18 protein-coding genes and 1 other RNA gene are annotated in these 22,827 nt (G+C 33.4%); 3 read left to right on the forward strand and 16 right to left on the reverse strand.

The annotated features are described in order from the left end of the window. The first annotated feature begins 275 nt into the window (after nt 1–275). Complete coding sequence (locus F5ESL0225_RS03655; RefSeq protein WP_122047867.1) at nt 276–1,964, forward strand: NFACT family protein; 1,689 nt, start codon at nt 276–278, stop codon at nt 1,962–1,964. A 104-nt stretch (nt 1,965–2,068) separates the two neighbouring features. Here the strand turns inward: F5ESL0225_RS03655 and F5ESL0225_RS03660 are convergent, their stop codons facing one another. From F5ESL0225_RS03660 to F5ESL0225_RS03710, 11 genes are all read right to left on the reverse strand, one after another. Further along, nucleotides 2,069–5,245, reverse strand: a complete 3,177-nt coding sequence (locus F5ESL0225_RS03660; RefSeq protein WP_122047868.1) for a carbamoyl phosphate synthase large subunit — start codon at nt 5,243–5,245, stop codon at nt 2,069–2,071. A 3-nt stretch (nt 5,246–5,248) separates the two neighbouring features. Further along, on the reverse strand, nt 5,249–6,301 hold the full coding sequence (locus F5ESL0225_RS03665) for a carbamoyl phosphate synthase small subunit (RefSeq protein ID WP_122021657.1): 1,053 nt from the start codon (nt 6,299–6,301) through the stop codon (nt 5,249–5,251). Between the two features lie 4 nt (nt 6,302–6,305). Further along, nucleotides 6,306–7,214 carry an RluA family pseudouridine synthase gene (locus F5ESL0225_RS03670; protein WP_122021658.1) on the reverse strand — a complete coding sequence of 303 codons (909 nt, stop codon included), beginning with the start codon at nt 7,212–7,214 and terminating at the stop codon, nt 6,306–6,308. Then, nucleotides 7,198–7,671, reverse strand: a complete 474-nt coding sequence (lspA, locus tag F5ESL0225_RS03675; RefSeq protein WP_122022038.1) for a signal peptidase II — start codon at nt 7,669–7,671, stop codon at nt 7,198–7,200. The genes F5ESL0225_RS03670 and lspA overlap by 17 nt, the downstream gene beginning before the upstream one ends. Nucleotides 7,672–7,678: 7 nt before the next feature. Then, entirely contained in the window at nt 7,679–9,355 is a 1,677-nt protein-coding gene (locus F5ESL0225_RS03680; protein ID WP_122047869.1) for a formate--tetrahydrofolate ligase, read from the reverse strand. 154 nt (nt 9,356–9,509) lie between these two features. Further along, a complete protein-coding gene (locus F5ESL0225_RS03685; RefSeq protein WP_122021660.1) occupies nt 9,510–9,845 on the reverse strand; it encodes an acyltransferase in 336 nt (111 codons plus the stop codon). Continuing rightward, on the reverse strand, nt 9,838–11,067 hold the full coding sequence (locus F5ESL0225_RS03690; RefSeq protein WP_122047978.1) for a metallophosphoesterase: 1,230 nt from the start codon (nt 11,065–11,067) through the stop codon (nt 9,838–9,840). Before F5ESL0225_RS03690 ends, F5ESL0225_RS03685 begins: the two co-directional genes overlap by 8 nt. After that, nucleotides 11,054–12,184, reverse strand: a complete 1,131-nt coding sequence (locus tag F5ESL0225_RS03695) for a class I SAM-dependent RNA methyltransferase (protein WP_090091942.1) — start codon at nt 12,182–12,184, stop codon at nt 11,054–11,056. Before F5ESL0225_RS03695 ends, F5ESL0225_RS03690 begins: the two co-directional genes overlap by 14 nt. A 73-nt stretch (nt 12,185–12,257) precedes the next feature. Then, nucleotides 12,258–12,625, reverse strand: an RNA gene (rnpB, locus tag F5ESL0225_RS03700) — RNase P RNA component class B. 26 nt (nt 12,626–12,651) lie between these two features. Then, nucleotides 12,652–13,092, reverse strand: coding sequence for a DivIVA domain-containing protein (locus F5ESL0225_RS03705; protein ID WP_122021661.1), 441 nt, complete (start codon nt 13,090–13,092; stop codon nt 12,652–12,654). 97 nt (nt 13,093–13,189) lie between these two features. Next, nucleotides 13,190–13,750, reverse strand: coding sequence for a DUF1273 domain-containing protein (locus tag F5ESL0225_RS03710; RefSeq protein ID WP_122047870.1), 561 nt, complete (start codon nt 13,748–13,750; stop codon nt 13,190–13,192). 69 nt (nt 13,751–13,819) lie between these two features. On the opposite strand from F5ESL0225_RS03710, the gene recU reads away from it, so the two are divergent. Together recU and F5ESL0225_RS03720 are read left to right on the forward strand one after the other, a co-directional pair. Then, complete coding sequence (gene recU, locus F5ESL0225_RS03715; RefSeq protein WP_122047871.1) at nt 13,820–14,470, forward strand: Holliday junction resolvase RecU; 651 nt, start codon at nt 13,820–13,822, stop codon at nt 14,468–14,470. Further along, nucleotides 14,451–16,808: a transglycosylase domain-containing protein gene (locus F5ESL0225_RS03720; RefSeq protein ID WP_122047872.1), complete on the forward strand. Its 2,358-nt coding sequence runs from the start codon at nt 14,451–14,453 to the stop codon at nt 16,806–16,808. Before recU ends, F5ESL0225_RS03720 begins: the two co-directional genes overlap by 20 nt. A gap of 38 nt (nt 16,809–16,846) precedes the next feature. On the opposite strand, the gene nth is transcribed toward F5ESL0225_RS03720, so the two are convergent. The 5 genes from nth to F5ESL0225_RS03745 form a co-directional block, all read right to left on the reverse strand. Beyond that, nucleotides 16,847–17,491 carry an endonuclease III gene (nth, locus tag F5ESL0225_RS03725; protein ID WP_122021665.1) on the reverse strand — a complete coding sequence of 215 codons (645 nt, stop codon included), beginning with the start codon at nt 17,489–17,491 and terminating at the stop codon, nt 16,847–16,849. Further along, nucleotides 17,491–18,126 (reverse strand): DnaD domain protein, encoded by a 636-nt coding sequence (locus F5ESL0225_RS03730; RefSeq protein ID WP_122021666.1) that lies wholly within the window; start codon nt 18,124–18,126, stop codon nt 17,491–17,493. The genes nth and F5ESL0225_RS03730 overlap by 1 nt, the downstream gene beginning before the upstream one ends. A 75-nt stretch (nt 18,127–18,201) precedes the next feature. Next, nucleotides 18,202–19,500, reverse strand: a complete 1,299-nt coding sequence (gene asnS / locus F5ESL0225_RS03735) for an asparagine--tRNA ligase (protein ID WP_122047873.1) — start codon at nt 19,498–19,500, stop codon at nt 18,202–18,204. A gap of 65 nt (nt 19,501–19,565) precedes the next feature. Then, entirely contained in the window at nt 19,566–20,045 is a 480-nt protein-coding gene (locus F5ESL0225_RS03740) for a hypothetical protein (protein ID WP_122024657.1), read from the reverse strand. After that, nucleotides 20,032–22,824, reverse strand: a complete 2,793-nt coding sequence (locus F5ESL0225_RS03745; protein WP_122024658.1) for a helicase C-terminal domain-containing protein — start codon at nt 22,822–22,824, stop codon at nt 20,032–20,034. The genes F5ESL0225_RS03740 and F5ESL0225_RS03745 overlap by 14 nt, the downstream gene beginning before the upstream one ends. Nucleotides 22,825–22,827: the final 3 nt, after the last annotated feature.

Raw genomic sequence — 22,827 nt, forward strand, 5'->3', positions numbered from 1 at the left:
ACCTACCTTTTCTTTTTAAATCAATAATAAAAACAATTTATACAACTTTTGATTATTTGTGAAACATTATCAAATAACCTATTAGTGAATGATTATAGTTTATCGATTAATATTCTAAAAATCTAAAATCAGTATACCAGCTTTTTTGAAATAATGCTTGGCAAAAATTGCAAAACAGTTATATATGCACAAAAGTAACTTATTTTCAGATAATAATCCTTATACTTATTGCGGTATAATTGATATAATTAATATCGTATTTTGAGGTGATACTTATGGCATATGATGGCTTATTCATTCATAGTTTGTTAGGTAATGTAAGAAAGCTTTTGGTTGGTGGACGTTTATCGAAAATTTATCAACCATTTGAGCATGATTTAATTTTAATTTTTAGAAAAGAAAGAAAAAATCGCCAACTGCTTATTTCGGCAAATGCGCAATATCCCAGATTTTATATAACTGACCAATCGATTAACAACCCAGATAAAGCCCCTACTTTCGTAATGGTGCTAAGAAAATATCTTGAAGGCTCCATTTTACAATCAATTAAACAAGTTGGTGTTGATCGAATCGTCAATTTTTATTTTAGTAATCGCAACGAATTAGGCGATCAAGTACAACTTGTTTTATCAGTTGAATTAATGGGTAAGCATAGTAATGTTATTTTATATAATCAAACAAGTGGACGGATTATTGATTTACTTAAACGGATAAATCCAGAAGAAAATCGGGTGCGTTTACTCTTACCTAAAGCTAAGTATGTATTACCGCCACTTAATCCAGGGATAAACGGCTTTGAGATAACATCAGCTGAATTTAAGGCAGAAATTAATAAGGTAGCACCAACTGAATTTGTGCCAAAGGTTAATGGACTTGATCGTGATGATCGTAATGAATTACTGGGTTATTTGACAGACGATTATTCTTATTCTTCGTTTATGACTTTTATAAGTCAATTTGATAAGGGCAGAGCATATATTTTAACAACTAAAAATAATAAACGAAAAATTTTCCCCTATCTTCCTTATCATCTTGATTTGCTTAAAGAAACTACTGATGATGACTTTAATCATGCACTTGATGAATTTTATCGCTACCAATCAAATCATGACTGGGTTAGACAAAAGTCAACGCAGGTCGAACGAATTATAAAGAATGAGCAAAAAAAATTAACAAAAAAAATAGTTAAATTACGCAATCAACTTGAATTGGCTGAAAACTCTGAAGGCTACCGAATCCGAGGCGAAATTTTAAATGCTAATTTAGCCCAAGTAAAGCCAGGAATGACCAAAATTAAACTACCCAATTATTATGATAATAATAATTTGATTTCAATTACACTTGATGTTGCATTGTCTCCTGCCCGTAATGCGCAGAAATATTTTACACGCTATAAAAAAATGCGTGACTCAATTAAGCATGTCAAAGAGCAAATCCAAATAGCACAAAATAACTTACTTTATTTTGATTCAGTTCAAACAGCAATTGATAATGCTGAACCACAAGATATTGATCAAATTATTGATGAATTAACTAGTCAAGGGTATATTAAACCAATATCGACGAAAAAGCGGCGTAAAAAGATAATAGAACAGAGCTTGAATAAATTCAAACTCTCTTCGGGCAAACTTGTTTTAGTGGGTAAAAATAATTATCAAAATGATTGGTTAACATTTAAAAAAGCTAATAAGCAAGATATATGGTTTCATGTAAAAAACATACCCGGTTCGCATGTGATTTTACAGGATTCTCAGCCCTCAGAAGCTGATATCATAGAGACAGCTGAAATTGCAGCCTATTTTTCTAAAGCGAAAAACTCTGCTCATGTACAAGTTGATTTTGTTAAAGATCAACGGGTTAAAAAGCCCAATGGTGCAAAACCAGGATTTGTTATATATACTGGCCAAAATTCGATTGAAGTTACGCCGCAAAAAGATAGAGTTTTAAGTAAAAGAATAGACTAATATTTATTAAAGAAAAAAAGTTGATAAATCACTGTTTTATAACAAGATTTATCAACTTTTTGCTTCTTCTTTAAGAGCTTTAACTTTGAAGACGGAAATATTTGCTATATAGGCAAAGTAGTCAAGGATAATGATTCTAAAACTTCCAAAATCAATTCTGTAGTTTCAATACTTGAAAAAACCGGAATATGAATATTTAGAGCAGCATCACGAATTCTAATTGCGTCACCACTTGCTGTGTCAGATAAATCAGTAATATTAATAATCATTACTATTTTATGTTGATTTATTTTATCTAACAAATTATTTTCGTTGCTATATACTTTAGTGATTACACCTGTTGTGATTCCTGCTTCAGCAAAATTATTAGCTGTTCCTTCAGTAGCAACGATTTTAAATCCAAGTTTATAGAATCGTTTAGCTAATTCAGTCATTTTTTTCTTATCTTGATCTCTTACTGAGATAAAGATGGTACCGTAACTAGGAATGCGTAGCCCACTTGCCTCGTAGCCTTTATATAGAGCTTTTGCTAATTGCGTGTCTCTACCCATTACTGAACCAGAAGATTTCATCTTAGAGTCAAAAGTATTATTGCTTGAGTAATTAATATAAGAAAAAACCGGCATCTTAACATAAATGAAATTATTAGACGACCATATTTTATTTTTATAAGCTAATTCCGGCAGATTATGACCACATAATACTTCAGTTGCACAAGCTGTAATATCTTTATCCAATGCCTTAGACAAAAATGCTATATTATGTCCAGCATATGGTTTAATTTGAAGTAAATAAATATCTTTATTAACGATTAAGAAATGTAGTGTGAAAATACCACGCATTTGTAGTCGTTTGATCAAATTAATTGTGTACTCAATAAGAAGTTTTTTGCTAATTTTGGCCAGATTTTGAGGCTTAAAAACTGCAATCGAGTCTGATGCATGAGAGCCTGTTTGTTCTAAATGCTCAATAATGCCTGGAATTGTCACATCTTTGCCATCTGAAATGGCTGTAACTTCATATTTGTTTCCTTCAATAAAGTGTGACAAGGTAATTTTAGCTAATTTATTTTCTTGCAAATATTTTTCTAAGGCAGGCAGATCATAAACAACAGCTGACTTTTGCTTGATACCTTCATTATTATAGCCACCTATTAAAATCGGAAAGTTCTGCTCTTTAATAAAATCAGCTGCTTCTTGTTTATCAAAAGTAGTTAATAATTGATTCTGCTTTAATGATTTTAAAGGTGTTTGCAAAATACTATTAATTTTTTCTTTTGGATCGAGGGTATGATTACCCAACACATTTAGGCCATATTTGGTTAATTTTTTGCTTAATGCACTAACTTCTTTTCCAGAAAATTGTAGCAGAACATCCTTTATGGCCTCTTTTTCTGCAATATTCAGAATATTTTCTAGTGTAATCGGCTCAAAGTAAATTTTATCAGCATTTTTATAACTAGCTGAGACAGATTCATCGTTATTTGAAATTAAAACTATAGCATAATTATTATTATGTAAAGCTTTGATGGCATGACTAATCATATAGTCAAATTCACTAGTTACGGATACTTGAGATGGTAACATACCAATTACTAATACTTTTTTATCGGCATTCAGAGGCTGCGACTCATCTTGGATGTTGTAGGCACTATAATATGCATGAACTCTAGGTTTATCGACACCAGCTGAACCATCAATTTGCAAATAGACCGGTTTTAAATGAATTTTTTTAAAATGCTTGTATAACACACTTTCCTTTATTTGCGTCAAATTAGAAATTAAGGCATTACCAAAACCATATTTTTTTGCCGTAAGCAATAAATTATCAGTAATTTCATCTTCAGCTAATTGTTGGCCAATCTGAACGATATGCTCTAATTTTTGGTAATAAACAGGATGAATATATACAATATGTTGCAGTTCTTGATAAGTAAAGCCTTGATAAATTGCCGCTAAAAGCTTGATTATATGCAATTCATTTGGATGATTTAGGTCAAAAATAATTTCAGCTTTGTCTTTAATTTTTTCAGCTTCAAAAACTTTTAAAGCCATTTCACTATTAATAGATGAAGCTAGTCCCTTTAAAAAGGCAGATTCAAAATTTCGCCCGATACCGATTGTTTCACCACTAGCTTGAGTTTTATTACTTAAATCATAATGATTACTGCCCGACTGTGTTAGTGACCAAAATGGCATTCTTACAGTCACTTTATCTTGTATTGGCTCAATAGCAGCATTTAGACCGGTCATTGGATCAATAATCTCGTTTAGATTATAACCCACTGCTATTTTACAAACAATATAACCAATACTATAAAGACAAGTTTTTTGTGACCATAATGCACTCCGCGTTAGCCGGGGTTTAATGGTTAAAATCTTTACTGTAAATTCATTGCCTTGATGCTTTACCGCAAAGTGAATATTTAAAATACCAATAATTTGTAAGCAATTAGCAATTTTTTTGGCAATTAGTCGAATTCTTTGGACTTGGTCATTATTTAAGGTTAAAGCTGGCATTACAGCAGTTGAATCACCTAAATTGACAGCAACTGGTTCAATTGTATCAGCTAGACTAGTAAATAAAATATTACCTCGATTATCACGTATTACATTAACAATAACCTCTTCCCATGAGGAAAGGTCTTCAATTAAGCGATAATTATCATGTGAAGCAGCTTCATTTTGGCGCTCTTTTTTTAAATAATCACTCACTTCTAAGGAATTTTTTAAAATAATATGTTTATTATGTAAATACGAATTATCTTTAATTAATAATACTGGAAAAGTAACTTGTTCCTTTAATTGTTGTTCTAGTTTATCAAATGCAAAATCAGTCATCTCCCAGTATTGACTTGCAGTAATTTTATTTCTTTCTAAAAAAGATGTCATATCCTGTTGGGAATTGAGCTTTAAAGCCTGTTCATTCAAGGCGAGCAAACGTACCCCCATTTGCTTAAGAATACCATCATGAACTAATTCACGTGTCACTTTAAGTCCAGTTGATGAACCATAAGCTGAAATAATCGCATCAGGCTCTTCCATCCTAATTATTCTTTTAAGAAAATCGATTGTCATTGGCTCCAAATAAACGGTTACACCTGGTTGTTTATCAGTAGAAACGGTTGCAGGATTGGGATTAACTAGAATAACGTTAATATCTTCTTCTAAAAGTGCACAAATTGCATCGGACATTAGGATATCTGTTTCCGACACACTACCAATTAATGTAGGACCTGACCCAATAATTAAAATTTTATCTAAATCATTTTCTAAAGGCATGCTTTACCCCATCATCTTTACAAAATCGTCAAAAATTTGTAGTGCATCTAAACTACCCGGAGCACCTTCAGCATTAAAGGCTGTAGCAATTGCTTTGTTTTTAGTGCTGAAACCAGCTAGTAGTTGACTATGTAAATCATAGTATTTTTGGTCTAATTCAAGCTGGACACTATTTGGCAAAACTAAGCAATCAATATTCAGCGCTACTTGCCAAATTTGCTTTGTTAAATCATTAATTATTGGATAATTTGTGCCATTATATGCTTTAGGTAATTCCACTAATTGAAAATTTAAGTAATCACTAAGTACAAGAAAACCAAGTCCAATTCCCCATATGGGATATTCGCCATAAAAATTATCTAAGATGGGTTTAAGCTCACCTTGAACTTCTTTAACTTTACCAGGCCCACCAGAGATAATAATACCCTCAGGGCGCAAATTTTTGATATCTGGTACAGCAGTGTTATAAGGCAAAACAGTTGCGTTAATCTTTCTTAATGATAATTCTCGAAGCATTGAATGTTTAAGACCCAAATCAATAATGGCTACACTTTTACCAACATTTGGTACAGCATATGCATTTTTAGTTGAGACAGACGCAGACCTATTTTTTGGCAAAACTAGTGCTTTAATTTGATCAAAGGCATGTTCGTCATTAGTATCCATAATAGATGCTTTAATCGTTTTAGCTTTTGTCAATCGATGAACTAAAGCCCGTGTATCAATATTATAAATTGCTGGAATATTTTTTTCTTTTAAAAAAGAATCGAGGTCTTGAAAGTTTTCATTATCTGAAATATTTAGAGCAACATCGTTAGCAATTATGCCCTTAACAGTAGGATTAATGCTTTCATAATCAATGGCGTTAATTCCATTACCACCAATCATAGGTGTAGTAAAAACCAGAATTTTTCCAGCATTTGTAGGATCTGTAAGCGCTTCTTGATAGCCGAAATTACTAGTTTCAATGGCTAACTCGCCAGTTGAAATAATTGAAGAACCAAGACCTTCACCAGCTAGTGAACTGCCATCTTCAAGGATTAAATATCGCTTCATCTCATCACATTTTTTCTTTTAGCTCGGCTAATCTTTCCGTAAAGATGGTTGGCGGAGCAACTTTAAACTCTAACCATTTATCAGTGCTGGGTTGCATGAACCCCAAAACTTGCGCATGTAAAAATTGACCGTTTCCTTGTAAGGTATTCTTTGGACCATATAATGGGTCACCAGCTACAGGATGACCAATATATGCTAGATGGACTCTAATTTGGTGTGTCCGCCCAGTTTCTAGTTGACAACTTACTAAGCTATAGCCCTTAAATTGTTCTAGAACTGCAAAATGTGTTATAGCTGGCTTACCATTATCAACTACAGCCATTTTTTTACGATTAAGTCGATCACGTCCAATAGGCGCATCAATTAAGCCAGATTGCTCGTTAAAGTTGCCATGGACAATTGCTAAATACAATCTTTTGTTACTTTTACTAGCAAGTTGTTTTTCTAAACTAATTCGTGCCTTTTGATTTTTGGCAACCATTAATAAGCCCGAAGTATCCTTATCAATGCGATGAACAATCCCTGGACGAAAACCTTCAGGACTACTTGCTAAATCTTTTGTATGATATAAAAGTGCATTTACTAAAGTATGATTGGGATGACCGGCAGCAGGATGAACTACCATACCTTGTGGTTTGTTAACTACAATTACATCTTTATCTTCATAAATAATGTCCAGTGTAATATTTTCTGCAGTTACTGCTAAAGGGGTTAATTGTGGTACAGTGACTGATATTTGATCTCCTGTTTGAATTTTATATGATACTTTTTCTTTTTTATGATTGACCGTAATTCGTTCATCATGAATCAGCTCTTTAATTCGAGTCCGTGATAACGAACTAATTTTACTTGCAATAAATTTATCTAATCGGCCCTGTTCTGTATTAACCTTGAGTTCATAACTTTTTTCCATGCTCTTTTTCACTTTCATCAAGAAATAGTAGATAAATAAATACCAAAACTATCCCGACTGTTATAGCAGAATCAGCAATATTAAATATATTAAAATTAATAAAATCGAGTTGAATCATATCGATTACATATTTTAAATGAATCCGATCAATTAAATTGCCGATAATTCCTCCCAGAACTATTGCTAGGCCCAATTTCATTAGTTTACTTTGATTCCGTCTTTGAAAAATATAATATAGACAGATTAGAATAGCTATCACACTAATAATATAGAAAAGCCACATTTGACCAGTAAGAATGTTCCAAGCAGCCCCATTATTTTGAAGGTAAGTTAATGAAATAACATTAGTTAAAACTGGACGTACTTCCCCAATTGAAAAATTGTGGGCAACAAAACCTTTTAGAGTTTGATCAGCAACAACAATTAATAACGAAATTATTAAATAAACAAATTTTATATGTTTTTTAGAATAAGCCACTAATTTTACCATTATTATCAACATCAATATCTAGTGCTGCAGGATGCTTTGGTAAACCTGGCATGTCTAAAACATGACCAGTGGTAATTACAATAAAACCGGCACCATTTTTGAGACTTGCGCCCTTAACATGCAAAGTGAAATCGGTTGGTGCTCCTAATAATTTTTGGTTATCAGTAAATGAATATTGAGTTTTAGCAATAATTACTGGCAATTTATCTTTACCAAGCTTTTCTAATTCCCGAATATCATTTTCGGCTCTTTCAGAGTATTCAACTTTGCTAGCATGATAAATTTTAGTAGCTATCTTTTCAATTTTTGTCTTAACTGAATCGTCTTTTTCATAAGTTGACACGAAATTAGACTGATTGGAGTTAGCTAAATCAACGACTGCTTGAGCAGCTGCAATTCCACCTTTTGATCCTTGTTCATGATAATCAACAACGAGAGCTTTAATCCCCTGTTCAGCTACCAACTTTTGTAATAAATTGAGTTCTGCAGGGGTATCAGTTGCAAAATGATTAATTAAAACTATTACTGGCACACCATAATTACGCATATTATTCATATGACGCTCTAAATTTTTAAATCCAGCTTCTAATGCTGTGAGGTTTTCATCATTCAAATGATCTGTGGTTCCTTCTGCTTGGTATTTAAGTGCACGAACGGTAGCAACAACAACGCAGGCATCAGGCTTTTTAGCAAGATTATTTGAAACAAAGTCCATAAACTTTTGCCCACCTAAATCACTACCAAATCCAGCTTCCGTTAATACATAATCACTTAAATGCAAAGCTAAATTAGAAGCAATAACGGAGTTAGCTCCGTGAGCGATATTGGCAAAGGGACCACCGTGAACTAAGGCTGGAGTATGTTCAATAGTTTGTACTAAATTAGGTTTAAGTGCATTAGCCAATAGAGCCGCAATAGCCCCTTCAAAACCTAATTCTTTTACATAAACAGGTTGGTCTGTTTTGGTATAGCCAACTAGCATTAAACCAATTCGCTTTTTCAAATCATCAATATCAGTAGCTAAACATAAGATGGCCATTAATTCATTGGCAACTGTAATGGCAAAGCTTGATTTGTGTTCTATACCATTAAACTTAGACCCCTGACCAACAGTTATGTTACGCAAACTACGATCATTTACATCAATGCCTCGTTTTAACAAGATTCTTTCTGGGTCAAGATTAAGTTCATTTCCTTGATATATATAATTATCAACTAATGCAGCTAAGGTATCAATTGCCGCAGTTAACGCATGCATATCGCCAGTAAAATGAAGATTTATATCCTCCATTGGAATCACTTGTGCACGACCGCCTCCGGTTGCTCCACCTTTTAGACCAAAAACTGGTCCCATTGAAGGTTCTCTAAGTGCAATTAAAGTTTTTTGATGGAGTTGATTATTAATTGCATCTCCTAAGCCAATTGTCATAGTTGATTTACCCTCACCAGCTGGTGTAGGCGAAATCGATGTAACTAAAATCAACTTTCCTAAATGATCTTGAGCCATACTTCTGTTAATGGCAGACCATTTTATCTTAGCTTTATTTGAGCCATATAATTCTATATCTGCTGAATTTAAACCAATTTTAGTTGCTATTTCGTCAATAGGTAGTGAATGTGATTCTTGCGCAATTTGAATATCTGATGTCATTGGGCATACTTCTTTCTATAAAAAATTATTTGTCCTGTTACTTAATTGCATCTTCGAGATTAGAATTTAGGTTCCCCCTTTGACTTAATAAATTAATTATAGCAAAAATATAAGCTTGTGTATCTTAATTATTAATTAACTGTGAAATTCTACTTTACCTTCGTTCAATGCGCAAAAGATGATATTTTTTAAAATTATCTATTTTGACTACATAAATTGAAAAATAATGCCATTTATTATTAATTTGTGGCACTGATTCTAGCTGAGTTTTCACCCTAAATGGTAATTTGAAAATATTCCCCTTCCAATAGGAAGTCAAAAATGTATAGATAACAAGAAAAATAAATAAAATTCCCCAAGCAATTGCTGACCAGTTGATAGTTTTAGTGCCCTCGTAGGTAATAATTAAACTCAAAAAAAGAACAATAAGTAACCAACTATAGTAAATAATCCCAACGTTACCTAAAATAATAAAATGTTTTTTATTCATTTTGCTTCTCTTTAAAATTAATTTGTATATTTAGATTACTGTGATCAGTTGTATCAAATAATGTCTGCAAATATCGACCCAGTTTTGGTTGATATTTAGTCAATAGCCGATATTCCTCGGAGTTATAAAGCTGAATTAACTTTTTTTCATTGATATGATTGTGTCCGGTAAAATAATTATAATTTAACTCAATAAAAAATTTATTTATTTTTTGCCCAGAATTTTTATCTTTTTGCGTCATATTATGGGTTAAATTTTTTAATTGTATATCTTTAAGATAATTATGAAAATGGGTTAAAGTATAACTCTTTTGTTCTTCTGCAGATAAGTATGGTCGCATATTAAAAGTTTGGCGCTGATATCTAATTTGATTTTTTTTGACTTTTACAAGACCATAAGCTTGATCAAAAGAACAAAAACTAGATGTAACTATTTCAGTAGTTGGAATATTTGGCTGTGGTTTTACAATATTTTGTGCATGAATATGTCCAGAAAAAGCTAACTTAACATCATATTTTTGGCAAAGCCGACTTAATGAACTAGCATTATCGATAACAAATCCACGATTAACTGCAGGATTATGAACGTATAAATTATGATGCATAAATAAGAGCGGATATAAATTATGCTTTTGGGCAAATTTTAGCTGTTTTTCAAGCCAAGCCAACTGCATTTCGCCTATAAAACCAGCCGTTACTGGTGACCTCAAAGCTTCTTTTTGACCATATATATTAGTGTCAAGCATTAACAACAAGTATTGTGGATTTAACTGAATGCTGTATGCTAATGAAGAAGAATCTGTTGCCCAAGCATGATCATAAGATTCATGAAAAATATTGCGCCAATCAGTGGGACTAATTTGTTTTGTATAAAGTTGCTGGTCATTGCTAAAAGATCGCGCCCAGCCATCAAAAATATCATGATTTCCTGGTAATAAAAATAGTTTGGTGTCAGTTAAGCTACTAAAAATTTTTTGAAATCTTTGTGCTGATAATAATTCGCCATTAAAAGTGACATCGCCAGTGACAATAATTGCTGCTGGTTTTTTTTCGTTTGCAAATTTGCAAAAAGCTCTAAGAGCAATCTCTTGATATACCAAATCTTTGCCTTGGCTAGTACTTTGAATTTGCTTGAAGGCAGGTCCATTATCATGAAGTTGATTAGCAATTAAATGGGTATCAGTAATCACCCAAAATTCAGTATTTAGTTTATTTGTAATCATTTTTTGCCCAATATTGATAAAAATCAACACGTAAGTTGCCATTAAATAACTTACGTTTCTTAGTTGCTTTTTTGCCAAAAAAACTTTCGAAATTGGGATCACCAACTAAATAATATTGACTAAAACTATCATATTTTAGTAAGTTTGACCCCATTTGGGTGTATAAGGCCTCAGCCGATTGTTTATCTTTTAACCGTTTCCCATATGGAGGATTAGCAATAATTACCCCATTTTTTAAATCGGTTGCTAAATCTTTAACAGCAACTTGCTTAAAGTAAATATCTTGTAATACACCAGCATTGTTAGCATTTAACTTAGCAATTTCCAAGATGGATTGGTCAATATCGCAAGCCCAAATTGGGGCTGCTAGTTTTTTGATTTTACTTTTTGCTTCAATTAATAAGTCTTTGTGTAATTTTGCATCAAACCAATCAAAATTATCGAAAGCAAATTTTCGCCATGATCCGGGAGCAATATTTTTCCCAATTAGAGCAGCCTCGATTGCTAAAGTACCTGAACCGGTCATTGGATCGATTAGCGGATGACTTCCGTCAAACGGAGTCAACTTTATTAAACTTGCTGCAAAATTTTCTTTCAGGGGTGCGCCACCATGCTCAATGCGATAACCACGTTTAAAAAGACTGTCACCACTAGTATCAAGTGAAATACGGGCAGTATCTTTATAGAGGTGAATGTCTAATGGATAAAAATTACCACTTTCTGGTAAAAAACCACGGCGATGATATTGATCGGACATTTTGTTGACGATTGCCTTTTTTACAATGGATTGAATACCTGGCTCAGAGTGCAATTTTGAGCGAACAGACCGCCCTTGCACTGGAAATTTAGCATCAATAGGTAAAATTGTTGCCCAATCGATATCATATACTTGATTATATAGTGTATCAAAATCAGTTGCTTTAAATTCTTTAAGTAAAATTTTTACGCGATCAGCTGTACGAAGCCAAAGATTGGTTTTAACGATATCTGCTTGAGTTCCCTTAAAAAATACACGACCATTTTCTGTAGTAGTTTCATAACCTAGTGAATGTAATTCTTTAGCCACAACACTCTCAAAACCGGCACCCATTGTTGTATATAATTGATATTTTTTCATTAGTTATCTCTTTCATTTTAATTTTAAAAAAAGCGTTGAGCCCTTTTAAAAGCTCAACGCTGCCTGTACAAATTTCTATAAGCCACGTTCTGTACGGGTAATTTTGGCAAAATTACCTTCAGCAGCCATCTATCTTTACTATCAACATAGTAATCTAACCTTTAGTTCATTTTCTTAGGTTAAGACGCCCCCACCAAATTTGGGTTGCACGCTCGCAGGGTTTACCTCGTTCCACCAATAATGTTTCCACTACTGCTACGTCACTGTGGCACTTTTCAGAATATTCATGCATATTAAAAAACTTAGCACTTTTTTCGCCGTAATTATAAAAATTCTTTAGTTTATTGGACTAAATACGAGCACTACAAGCATCTCAGCTTGTGCGTGCGTGGACTTTCCTCAGCTCAATTATTAAAAATCAAACCGCGACTGCTCAAAATTTGTACTATAAAAAATTATAGCAAAGCTTACTGCTTTTGCAAACCATAAACTTGTCGTTCTAAGTTATAAACTTTACGTTCAAGAGCTGAGATACGTTGAATGATTGCCATGTTAGTAGAACTTTCTGTTTGGTTAGCTTCGCTGTCACTAATTGAAGTAAATGACGAATTTCGACTGTGGTTCGGAGTATAAGTACGTACAACTTCATCTGTTGCTTTTGTTTGGTTAGTTTCTTTAGAAAATTGGTCTTTTTGCTTTTCTTTTTGTTGATCAGCCATTAGTTGGCCTTGTAATTTTCCAATTTGACCATATAAATCTTCAATGAGCTGTTCAAAAGTATCGTAATCAGCAATTACAATATCTAAAAATGCATCAACTTCATCGGGATCAATACCTTTAACTTTAGTTCTAAATTGTTTTTTTAAAATATCCTGTGTAGATAATTGTATATCATTTAAATCAGCCATGAGAATGCAACTCCTTTATTGTTATAATTTATTTTAGCAAAAAGTTGTTTAGCTTAAAACTTAAACGATAATTTTAGGCAAACTTTTATAAATTTTATTAAAATTGATTTCTTTCCTGATCACGATATTCTTCAGCAGCATCTTGTAAATCATAAAAATCAATTAATTCAAGCGGATAGTTTGTAGTTTGTTGATAGTTACGTATCAAATCATAATCGTATTGAGCTTTGCCAGGATATTCTGCATCATATACCATTAAAGCCGCATCAGTGTGTAGAAGCATAAAATTTTGATAATTTCTAAGTTGGACTGCATCATAATAAGCTTGATTTGAAGTCGAGGCAAAAAAATCAACTTGTTGCGTTAAATTAATAAACTTAGTTTGATTAATTTCGTTCCACCTATGGGCAAAATCTTCGTAAGGAGTGATGATTGAAACGCGCAAGGGATATTTTTTACGTAATTCAATTGCTGATTCACAGGCCCATTGCTCTATGCCTAGATTAGCACCAGTAATTATCCAATCAAGCTGCTTATTTTCAAGTAAATTAACCAAACGAGTTTGCAAGACATTTTTGATGATTTTTATTTTTGGATCTTGATCGTTAAAGGTATTTAATTCAAAATTTCGATATCCAGTAATCCAAAGGCGTTGCATAGTAAAAAAGATAGCTCCTTGTTCAAAAACTTTTCTATTATTGCTATAATGCTAACAGGAGTGAGATAGATGGTCAAATATCCAAACGGTACTTTTGCTGCATTTCGTAAGTCTGTTGGGGAGCCGACATTTAAAAAAAATCAAAAAAGCAACTATTATCGTAAAAATATAAACTTTTCTGATCGTGGCATGACTCTAGAGCAGATGATTAACGAATCAAATAAATTTTATCGTCTTAAAGAAATTGCGGTTGTACATAAAAAACCAACCCCTATTCAAATTGTAAAAGTTGACTACCCTAAGCGATCAAGGGCCGTAATTAAAGAGGCTTATTTTCGCCAAGAATCTACAACAGATTATAATGGTGTATACAATGGCTATTATTTGGATTTTGAAGCTAAAGAAACTAAAAATAAAACAAGTTTTCCTCTAAAGAATTTTCATGAACATCAAATTGTTCATCTTACAGAATGTTTAAAACAAAAGGGAATTTGCTTTACAATTATCGGCTTTACTAGTTTGAACCGATATTTTGTCACTCCAGCCAATGTGATTGCTAAAGCTTGGTGGACCCAAAATAAGAGTTCAGTAACATTAACAGAAATTGAGGAATGGTCAGTCGAAATTAAAAGCGGTTTTCAACCTACCCTTCCGTATTTGGAAGCCGTGGATTATTTTATCGCAGACAGGAAATCGAAGAATGGCAAATACAAAATATAAACGTGTATCGCGCAAAAATTATCGGCAAAGTCGGCCTAAGCCAATATGGTGGCGGATAATTAAGTGGGCATTTTTAGTAGTTTTTCTGATTTTATTATCAGGTGTAGGCTTGTTTGCCTATTATGCCAAAGATGCTCCCAATATTAGTCGCTCACAGCTAGAAAGTGGTGGTTCTTCAAGCCTATATACCGCTGATGGTAAATTTTTACTGTCGCTTGGTTCAGAGAAAAGAATCTATGTCAAAGACAGTCAAGATTTACAATTATTAAAAGACGCAGTTGTCTCGGTTGAAGATAAACGATTTTATAAGGATAAATTAGGCATCGATCCCATCAGGATTGCTGGATCAATGTTAACAAACGCTAAAAGTAATAGTATTTCAGCCGGTGGGTCTACTATTACACAGCAGTTAGTTAAGTTAACGGTTTTTTCAACTGATGCTTCGCAGCGTACTTTAAGGCGTAAAGCTCAAGAAGCTTGGTTAGCGATGCGCGTCCAGCGTGAATATACCCATGATGAAATTTTAGAATTTTACATTAATCGTGTCTATATGAATTATGGTAATTATGGTATTGGGACCGCAGCTAATTACTATTATGGTAAAAAAATTGGTCAACTTGACTTAGCCCAAACGGCTCTATTAGCTGGTATTCCTAATCGCCCTACAGCGTATAATCCTTATGTTTATCCTAAGTATGCTAAATATCGGCGTGATCTGGTTTTAAAAGCAATGCTTGATAATAACAAAATTACGCAAAAACAGTATGAGCAAGCTACCAAGGAAAGTATTAAAAAGGGGTTAAAAGCACATAATCAACGTAAACAATCCAATTTACGTAAAATAGATGATCCTTATATAAAGGAAGCAATTACCGAAGTCAAAGCCAAGGGCTTTGATCCTTATCGTGACAATTTAAAAATTACCATTAATATTGATCAAAAGGCCCAAACTAAGTTATATCAATTAGCAAATAATGGTTTAGTCCCCTTCACTAATGATCAAATGCAAATAGGAGCAACTGTAGTTGACCCAAGTAATGGACATGTAGTGGCAATTTTGGGAGGCCGCCATTTACCAGCTAGTGTTCAACTAGGCTTAGATCGGGCCGTACAAACTAGTCGTTCTACAGGTTCGTCAATTAAACCAGTATTAGATTATGCTCCGGCTATTGAGTATTTAAATTGGTCTACTGCCAAAATATTAGATGATAGCAAATACATTTATCCTGGAACTAACGTTCAATTATATGATTGGGATAATAAATATGATGGAGCAATGACGATGAGGCATGCTTTAGAGCAATCACGGAACGTGCCTGCTGTTAAAACTTTAGCAGAAGTTGGAGTTAGTCGAGCTGCTAAATTTGCCGCTAACATGGGTATTAATGTTCCTAAAGACTCAGGTTTATCTGTAGCAATTGGTGCTCAAGCATCTAGTCTACAAATGGCTGGGGCATTTAGTGCCTTTGCTTCTATGGGGATTTACCATAAGCCACAATTTGTTTCTAAAATTGAAACACCTGATGGGTTAACTAGAAACTACGATTCTGCTGGAATTCGAGTTATGAGTAAGTCTACTGCCTATATGATTACGGATATGCTCAAAGGTGTAATTAAACATGGGTCTGGTACCAATGCGCAAATTAAGGGACTTTATCATGCTGGCAAAACCGGTTCGGTCAAGTATTCTGAACAAGATTTAGCCCGTTATCCAGGTTATGCAGCAACTCCCAAAGACTCTTGGTTTGTTGGCTATACTCAGAGATATTCAATTGGGGTTTGGACAGGCTATGATAACCTGCGCGATGGGACAATTTCGGGAATTGGTCAACAATCAGCACAATTATTTTACAAAAATATGATGTCATATTTAATGCAGGATAAAGAAAACACAGACTGGCAAAAGCCAAATTCAGTTATACGAGCAAGAATTGCCCGTAATTCTAACCCACCTGAAGTTTCGCCAGCTGGTGATTGGCAATTATTTGTGAGAGGTCATGCTCCAGTAGGAATTATTGATGACAGCAGTTCTTATGATGAAGATGACGAAGAAACTAATATTAATCGTTCTAATTCTACTAGTACAACTCAAAATTGGCATGAAAGTGATCAGCATATAAACGGTGCGACTACTCAGTCGAATACAAATCAGCATAATTCTAATCGTCAAGCTAAAGATTATCACCTCCAAGAGCCTGATGAAAGTCATGCTCATAGCAGCTCTGATTCTAAAACTAATGATGATAATAGTAATAAGTCAAAGCAAGATAATGATGATGCTGCAGATAATAGTTCGCCTACTAATGAATCTAAAAATCAGCATAAAAATCAACATTAAGTAAAAAGAGTAACAATGACTGCATTGTTACTCTTTTTCTAATGTATCGATTTTTGGTTTGGCTTTAAATAGCTGTATGGGTCATCTTTGTCACGTGCTGTCATCGAATAACGGCCAAATAATATCATTGCATGGTGGGTATGAATCCATTCATTTTTAGGTAAAATTTGTTCAAGTCGCTTTTCAATCTGAAGTGGCTTGGCATTTTGGTCAACAATATGAAATCTTTTAGCGATTCTAGCCACATGTGTATCAACAGCAATTGCTGGTACACCATATCCGTCTGCCAAAACAACATTAGCAGTTTTTTCGCCAACTCCGGGTAAAGTAACTAATATTTTTTTGTCTGGTGGTATTTCACTATGATATTTATGAACTAAAATTTCTGCCATAGCTTTTAAATGTTTGGCTTTAGAATGATAAAGTCCTATTTGAGAAATATGTTGTTCGATTTCGATAATTGAAGCTTGCGCCAAGTCTTTGGGTGTAGGATAATCTTGCATAAATTTCGGCATAACACGATTAACCATCTTATCAGTTGTTTGCGCGCTCATTAAGACTGCACATAATAAATGAAATTTATTGTCCCAGATTAGTTCGCTTTTAGCATCTGGATACATTTCATTTATAGTTTGCAAAACCTGACGGGCTTGCTTTGTACTTAATAATTTATCTTGTGCCATTAACGATTCCTTTGCAAAAAGCTTTGAACTTCATTACTTGTCTTTAAGTTATGTCGTTGCCAATTTAATAATATGCGATCAACATATTTGAGACTATATGCTTGAGCTAAAACTGCCTCGCGTAGGGCCAATCTGATTATTTCTGGATCATAATGATCAACTCTTAGCCAAGCTGAAATTTCTTCTCTTTCAATTGGACTTAAATAACGTCCAAATTCAATTTCAAATTGACGCAGTAACTTGTTTAAAGGGCTATTATCTATTTCAGTTGTGGGTTTAGCATGATTAGAATTTGCTGCTGTAATGTTCCCACGCAAAACCTCATCTAATTTATCGTAAATTTGATCAAGATTATAACAATTGTAAATTCTCCCTTTATTGTCAGTACTTTCACCGATTGCTAAATAATTTTGCTCAATCAACTTTTGAATTAAACTAGAAATTTCAGTAGTTGAAAAATTGGTATTTGCAGCTAATTCTTCATTAGAAGGAAAATTATTTCCTTTCTGGGCAAACATTTCAAGCTGAATGATTAAAATCATTTCAGCATCGCTTATTTTAAGCTGAGGATAATAAGCAATTAATCCATTCGAAATGGTGGTAAACCCTAAATTACGATAGTTATTGTAATGCAATATAATTTTCTCCTTTTAAAAAGTTGGGCAAAAATAATTTTAGTCCAACTTTTTAAAATATTCACTTTTCATGTTTTATGGCTGAACACGATTAATCATTCTTGGAAATGGAATTGCTTCACGTACATGGTCTAATTTACATATCCATGCAATCACACGTTCAAATCCCATCCCAAATCCAGAATGAGGAACACTACCATATTTACGTAAATCTAAATACCAACTATAATCATTTTCGTTCAGTCCCGCTTCAGCTATTTGTTGCCGTAAAGTTTCATAGTCACTTTCTCTTTCAGAGCCACCCATAATTTCTCCGTATCCTTCAGGGGCTAAAACGTCAGCACATAGGTATTCCTTTGGATTATCAGGATTTTTCTTCATATAAAATGGCTTAATTACAGTAGGATAATTTACGATAAAGAATGGACAATCAAATTTTTCAGAAATAAACGCTTCATCCGGTGCACCAAAATCATCGCCCCATTTAAAGTCACGTCCAGCTTCTTGCAGCATTTTAACGGCATCATCATAAGCAAGTCTAGTGTAGTTACCTTGAGCAGCCGGTTCTAATTTTTGCGGGTCACGCCCTAATAGTTCTAATTCATATTGACCATGTTCCAATACTGCTTTAACCACATATGACAGAAAGCGCTCTTGAATATCTAATGATTCATCTTGATGCATCCAGGCCATTTCTGGTTCCATCATCCAAAACTCAGTTAAATGACGTCTTGTTTTGGATGCTTCAGCTCTAAAAGTTGGTCCAAAGGTAAATATCTTATCAAATGCAGCGGCACCAACTTCTCCATATAGTTGTCCAGATTGTGATAAGTAGGCATCCCCACCAAAGTATTCTGTATGGAATAATTCAGTTGTACCTTCAGGTGCAGAATGCATAAAAATCGGAGCATCAAATTTCACAAATCCTTCTTTTTCAAAGAAATCTATTGTTGCTTTGTAGATAATATTTCGAATACGCATAATAGCAAACGGCCGTCTACTTCTTAGCCATAAGTGACGATGGTCCAATAAGAAATCAATCCCATGCTCCTTATTTCCAATCGGGTAACCTTCGTTATTGGTAACTACTTTCAAATCAGAAATTTGAATTTCATAACCAAAGTGTGATCTTGAATCTTCACAAACCGTTCCTGTAATATAAAAACTGGCTTCTTGATGTAATGATTTCGCTGTTTCAAAAACTTCAGCAGAAACATTATCTTTACGAATAACTCCTTGGAAAAAAGCTGTACCATCTCTTAACTGTAAAAATACTATTTTCCCACTGGAGCGCTTATCTGTTAACCATACGTGCATTTTAACTTCTTCGTTAACATGCTTGTCGCAATCTCTAATTGAAATTAATTTTGTCATAAATCTTGTTTCACTTTCCATATCTTATCAATTTAATAATACCAAAGATTTGATTAATAATCGACTTAACCTAGCAATTTCCCATTTTTAAATTCATACAATTGATAGGTATATCTATTTGCTTGATCTTTAGCTGTAACTTCCCAAACAGCTTGTTTTTTGTACCAACCAAGATTAACTTTAATTATGCTATAATTTGCCCTTTTACCAGAAAATTTATTGCGAACAACATGTTCACTGACTCCTTTATTAGCTGGAAATAAATAAGCTTTCTTTGATCCTGGTAAGTAAATAAAGTAGTAACTTTGTTTTTTGGCTTGTCCTTTGAGTGCATAGCTATTAATACCACGATTTAAATGGTAGTTTTTTTCAATATGCTTTATTGGCGTTTTTGATAAAGCAAGGGCATTTATTTCTTGAACCTGACTTCGCTCTGGTTTACTTGCTTTATAAAAAATTGCTAATAGTAAAAAATATAGCACTATAATTATCGCGGTCAACCATGCTAAAAAAGTTATTGCTTGTTTTGTATCATCTTTTATCATAATTATCTAACTTATTTCGTAATTTATTCAACTTAATCTTTTTAATTTTAACAGGAATGGCATCTAAAAAATTAATACCATAATCCATATTCAATATTCGTGTATCTAGGATTAGGAACTGACCATGATCTTTTTCATTGCGAATTAAACGCCCCATTCCTTGTTTAAACTTGATGATGGCTCGTGGCATTGTATCGGAAGTAAACACATTAATGCCTTGACTTTGTAAATTTTTTTGTCTTAGTTTTACACTTGGTTGATCAGGTGATTCAAATGGCAATTTTGCCACAATAACAAGATCAATACTGCAAGTATGAAAATCAACCCCTTCCCAAAAACTATCAGCACCAATAATTATTGCCTGTTGAGCAATTGAAAAACGCTTAGTAATTCGATTATTAGAACCGGATACACCTTGTGCTAATATCTCAAAATCACGTAAGGCTGGTTCATTCGTTATTGCACTAAATACTTCCCTAATTTTATCTAGATTAGTCATTAAAACTAAAACATGATGCTTAGTTTTTAGACAGCTTACTAAAATTTGCTCTAACTTTTCGTCAAAATTAGTGCTGGAAATATCAGGCATATCGGTAACTCCCAAAACTTCCAGATTCTGTTTTAACTCGAAGGTGCTAGCTCCAATATAAGTTTGCGGTTTTAAATTGGCTAATGCTAATTGCTTAATAATAAAGGTAAAATCATTATTATTAGTCAAAGTAGCACTGACAAATAGAATATGATCAAAACGTTCATAAATTTGATTTAATTCGTTGGAAGCATCGAGCATCATCCAGCTTAAATTTACACTTAACGGATCTTGCGGATTGGTCAAAGTTATTATAAAGCCCTCATGCTTTAAGAGATTTTGTTTATGTAGCAAATCTGATAGTTGATAGCTTTGGGTAATGTAAAAATCTAATTGATCAATCTGTGTCATTAAATTACCTAATAAGGCTTCCTGCTCAATACCAGAACTATCAGTTTCGCTGTACAATTTAAATATAATTTGATTAGTTTGTTGGCGAACATCTTCTAGTTTTCGCTGGAAATTAGCTATTTCCTTTTGAAAACCACTATTTTGTGGGAACAAATCAGCTGCTTGAAAACTAAGTAGCAGATTACCATTGGCTAAAGTATTACTGCTCACAGCTAGTGCTTTTTTACTATATAAGGAACGTTGTAAGTTAGTAATTGCTTCAATTAATGATAAAATTGCAGGCTTTAATTTCTCCAATAAAAAGTTAAACTGAACATCACTGCCATATTGATTTAAAATGCTATCATCGGCATAGTAAAGCAAATTACGTAAATGATTTAGTTCACCCCAAAGTGATTCAAACTGAAAAGAATCATTTCTCGAATTAATGACGTTTTCATTAAATCGATGTGCTTCATCGATTACTAGGTATGGATTTTGCCCCCAAATCGTATCATGATAATGATTAGCTAAATAAGCATGATTAGTTACTAAAATATCAGCTGCTTCTTGTCGTTGTCTAGCTAAATTCCAAAAATCAACTTTTGCAAAAATACTCCCGACACGAGCATCACCTGGATGACTAATTTGAGCAAATAATGGTGCATGATAGGTGGTTAATTGTAATTCATCTAAGTCACCAGTTTTAGTTTTAGTTAGCCAAACCAAAATTCGCATTTGCAAAGTTAAAGTTACTCGATTGACAGTTCGATTTTGATATAAACTTTGATAAAAACCATCTAAGTCTAAGTAATGATTACTTGATTTGACTATCTCAGCTTGTAAATCTAAATTAGTAACTTTTAATAACTGCGGTATTTCTTGATTAATTATTTGATCTTGTAGGACCTTAGTTGGCGTTGAGATTACTAATTTTCGATTTGTATAAAGACGATATGAATAAGCAAACAAATAAGAAAAAGTTTTGCCTGTACCATTGGGGGCTTCAACTAAGAAGGCTCTTTGTTGCGGGTCTGTGATAAATTTGTTTATTTGGTTAATTAAATTGACTTGCGGCTGCCGATAATTAATTTTACCCTTAAATAAGTTATTTTTGCTTTGATCACTTAGAGGGAAAGTAACGTTAGCAGCATTATTAGTTTTGTTACTAATCACTTGTTGTTGCAAAATAATATGTTGGACTTGTTGGTACTGCTTTGCTAAAGGCCGTTTTTGCTTACGCAAATTATCCGCAATTGTTGTAAAAATCCATGCTGTATCTCTAATTAGCCCATGAGCCAATGAACTAAGTGTATTTAAAGTGGCTTGGGGCAGTTGTTCTAACGCTTGAATACTTTTAATTAGTAAAATAGCTGTGCTATAAGCATCAGAGTCGGCTTTATGTGGGTTTTGATGCTTAATTCCTAAGTGACTTGTTAAGTCACTCAGTTTATATGAAGGCATAGTGGGAAAAGCAATTTTTGCAAGTTCAACAGTATCAATTGCCTTATTAGTCAGCGCATCATAACCATGTTGAATAAGTTCGTAATTTAAAAAAGGTAAATCAAAATTGACATTGTGCGCTACAAAGATAGTATTTTTTAGTATTTTAATGATTTTTGGGGCATAGTAATTAAAATCTGGTTGAGTTGTGACATCTTCATTGCGAGTATGGGTCAAATTTTGTACGGCTATGGGAATCTCACAATGAGGATTAATCATAAAAGAATATGTTTTTACTACTTCCATTTTTTTTATGATGGCACAGCCAAACTGAATGATATGATTATTTTCTTCATGTTGTGTACCAGTAGTTTCCAGATCGACTACTGCAAAAGTGTCATTCATAAATGAAACCATATG

The sequence above is a fragment of the Lactobacillus sp. ESL0225 genome (assembly GCF_003692905.1).
Lineage (GTDB): Bacteria > Bacillota > Bacilli > Lactobacillales > Lactobacillaceae > Lactobacillus > Lactobacillus bombicola.

Excerpts from the sequence above, each read along its gene's own strand:
- F5ESL0225_RS03685 (WP_122021660.1), bottom strand. The coding sequence starts at position 9,845 with ATGAATAAAAAACATTTTATTATTTTAGGTAACGTTGGGATTATTTAC.
- F5ESL0225_RS03690 (WP_122047978.1), bottom strand. The coding sequence starts at position 11,067 with ATGATTACAAATAAACTAAATACTGAATTTTGGGTGATTACTGATACC.
- recU (WP_122047871.1), top strand. The coding sequence starts at position 13,820 with ATGGTCAAATATCCAAACGGTACTTTTGCTGCATTTCGTAAGTCTGTT.
- F5ESL0225_RS03655 (WP_122047867.1), top strand. The coding sequence starts at position 276 with ATGGCATATGATGGCTTATTCATTCATAGTTTGTTAGGTAATGTAAGA.
- F5ESL0225_RS03705 (WP_122021661.1), bottom strand. The coding sequence starts at position 13,092 with ATGGCTGATTTAAATGATATACAATTATCTACACAGGATATTTTAAAA.
- F5ESL0225_RS03695 (WP_090091942.1), bottom strand. The coding sequence starts at position 12,184 with ATGAAAAAATATCAATTATATACAACAATGGGTGCCGGTTTTGAGAGT.
- F5ESL0225_RS03670 (WP_122021658.1), bottom strand. The coding sequence starts at position 7,214 with ATGGAAAAAAGTTATGAACTCAAGGTTAATACAGAACAGGGCCGATTA.
- F5ESL0225_RS03680 (WP_122047869.1), bottom strand. The coding sequence starts at position 9,355 with ATGACATCAGATATTCAAATTGCGCAAGAATCACATTCACTACCTATT.
- F5ESL0225_RS03740 (WP_122024657.1), bottom strand. The coding sequence starts at position 20,045 with ATGATAAAAGATGATACAAAACAAGCAATAACTTTTTTAGCATGGTTG.
- nth (WP_122021665.1), bottom strand. The coding sequence starts at position 17,491 with ATGGCACAAGATAAATTATTAAGTACAAAGCAAGCCCGTCAGGTTTTG.
- asnS (WP_122047873.1), bottom strand. The coding sequence starts at position 19,500 with ATGACAAAATTAATTTCAATTAGAGATTGCGACAAGCATGTTAACGAA.
- F5ESL0225_RS03745 (WP_122024658.1), bottom strand. The coding sequence starts at position 22,824 with ATGGTTTCATTTATGAATGACACTTTTGCAGTAGTCGATCTGGAAACT.
- F5ESL0225_RS03720 (WP_122047872.1), top strand. The coding sequence starts at position 14,451 with ATGGCAAATACAAAATATAAACGTGTATCGCGCAAAAATTATCGGCAA.
- F5ESL0225_RS03660 (WP_122047868.1), bottom strand. The coding sequence starts at position 5,245 with ATGCCTTTAGAAAATGATTTAGATAAAATTTTAATTATTGGGTCAGGT.
- F5ESL0225_RS03665 (WP_122021657.1), bottom strand. The coding sequence starts at position 6,301 with ATGAAGCGATATTTAATCCTTGAAGATGGCAGTTCACTAGCTGGTGAA.
- F5ESL0225_RS03710 (WP_122047870.1), bottom strand. The coding sequence starts at position 13,750 with ATGCAACGCCTTTGGATTACTGGATATCGAAATTTTGAATTAAATACC.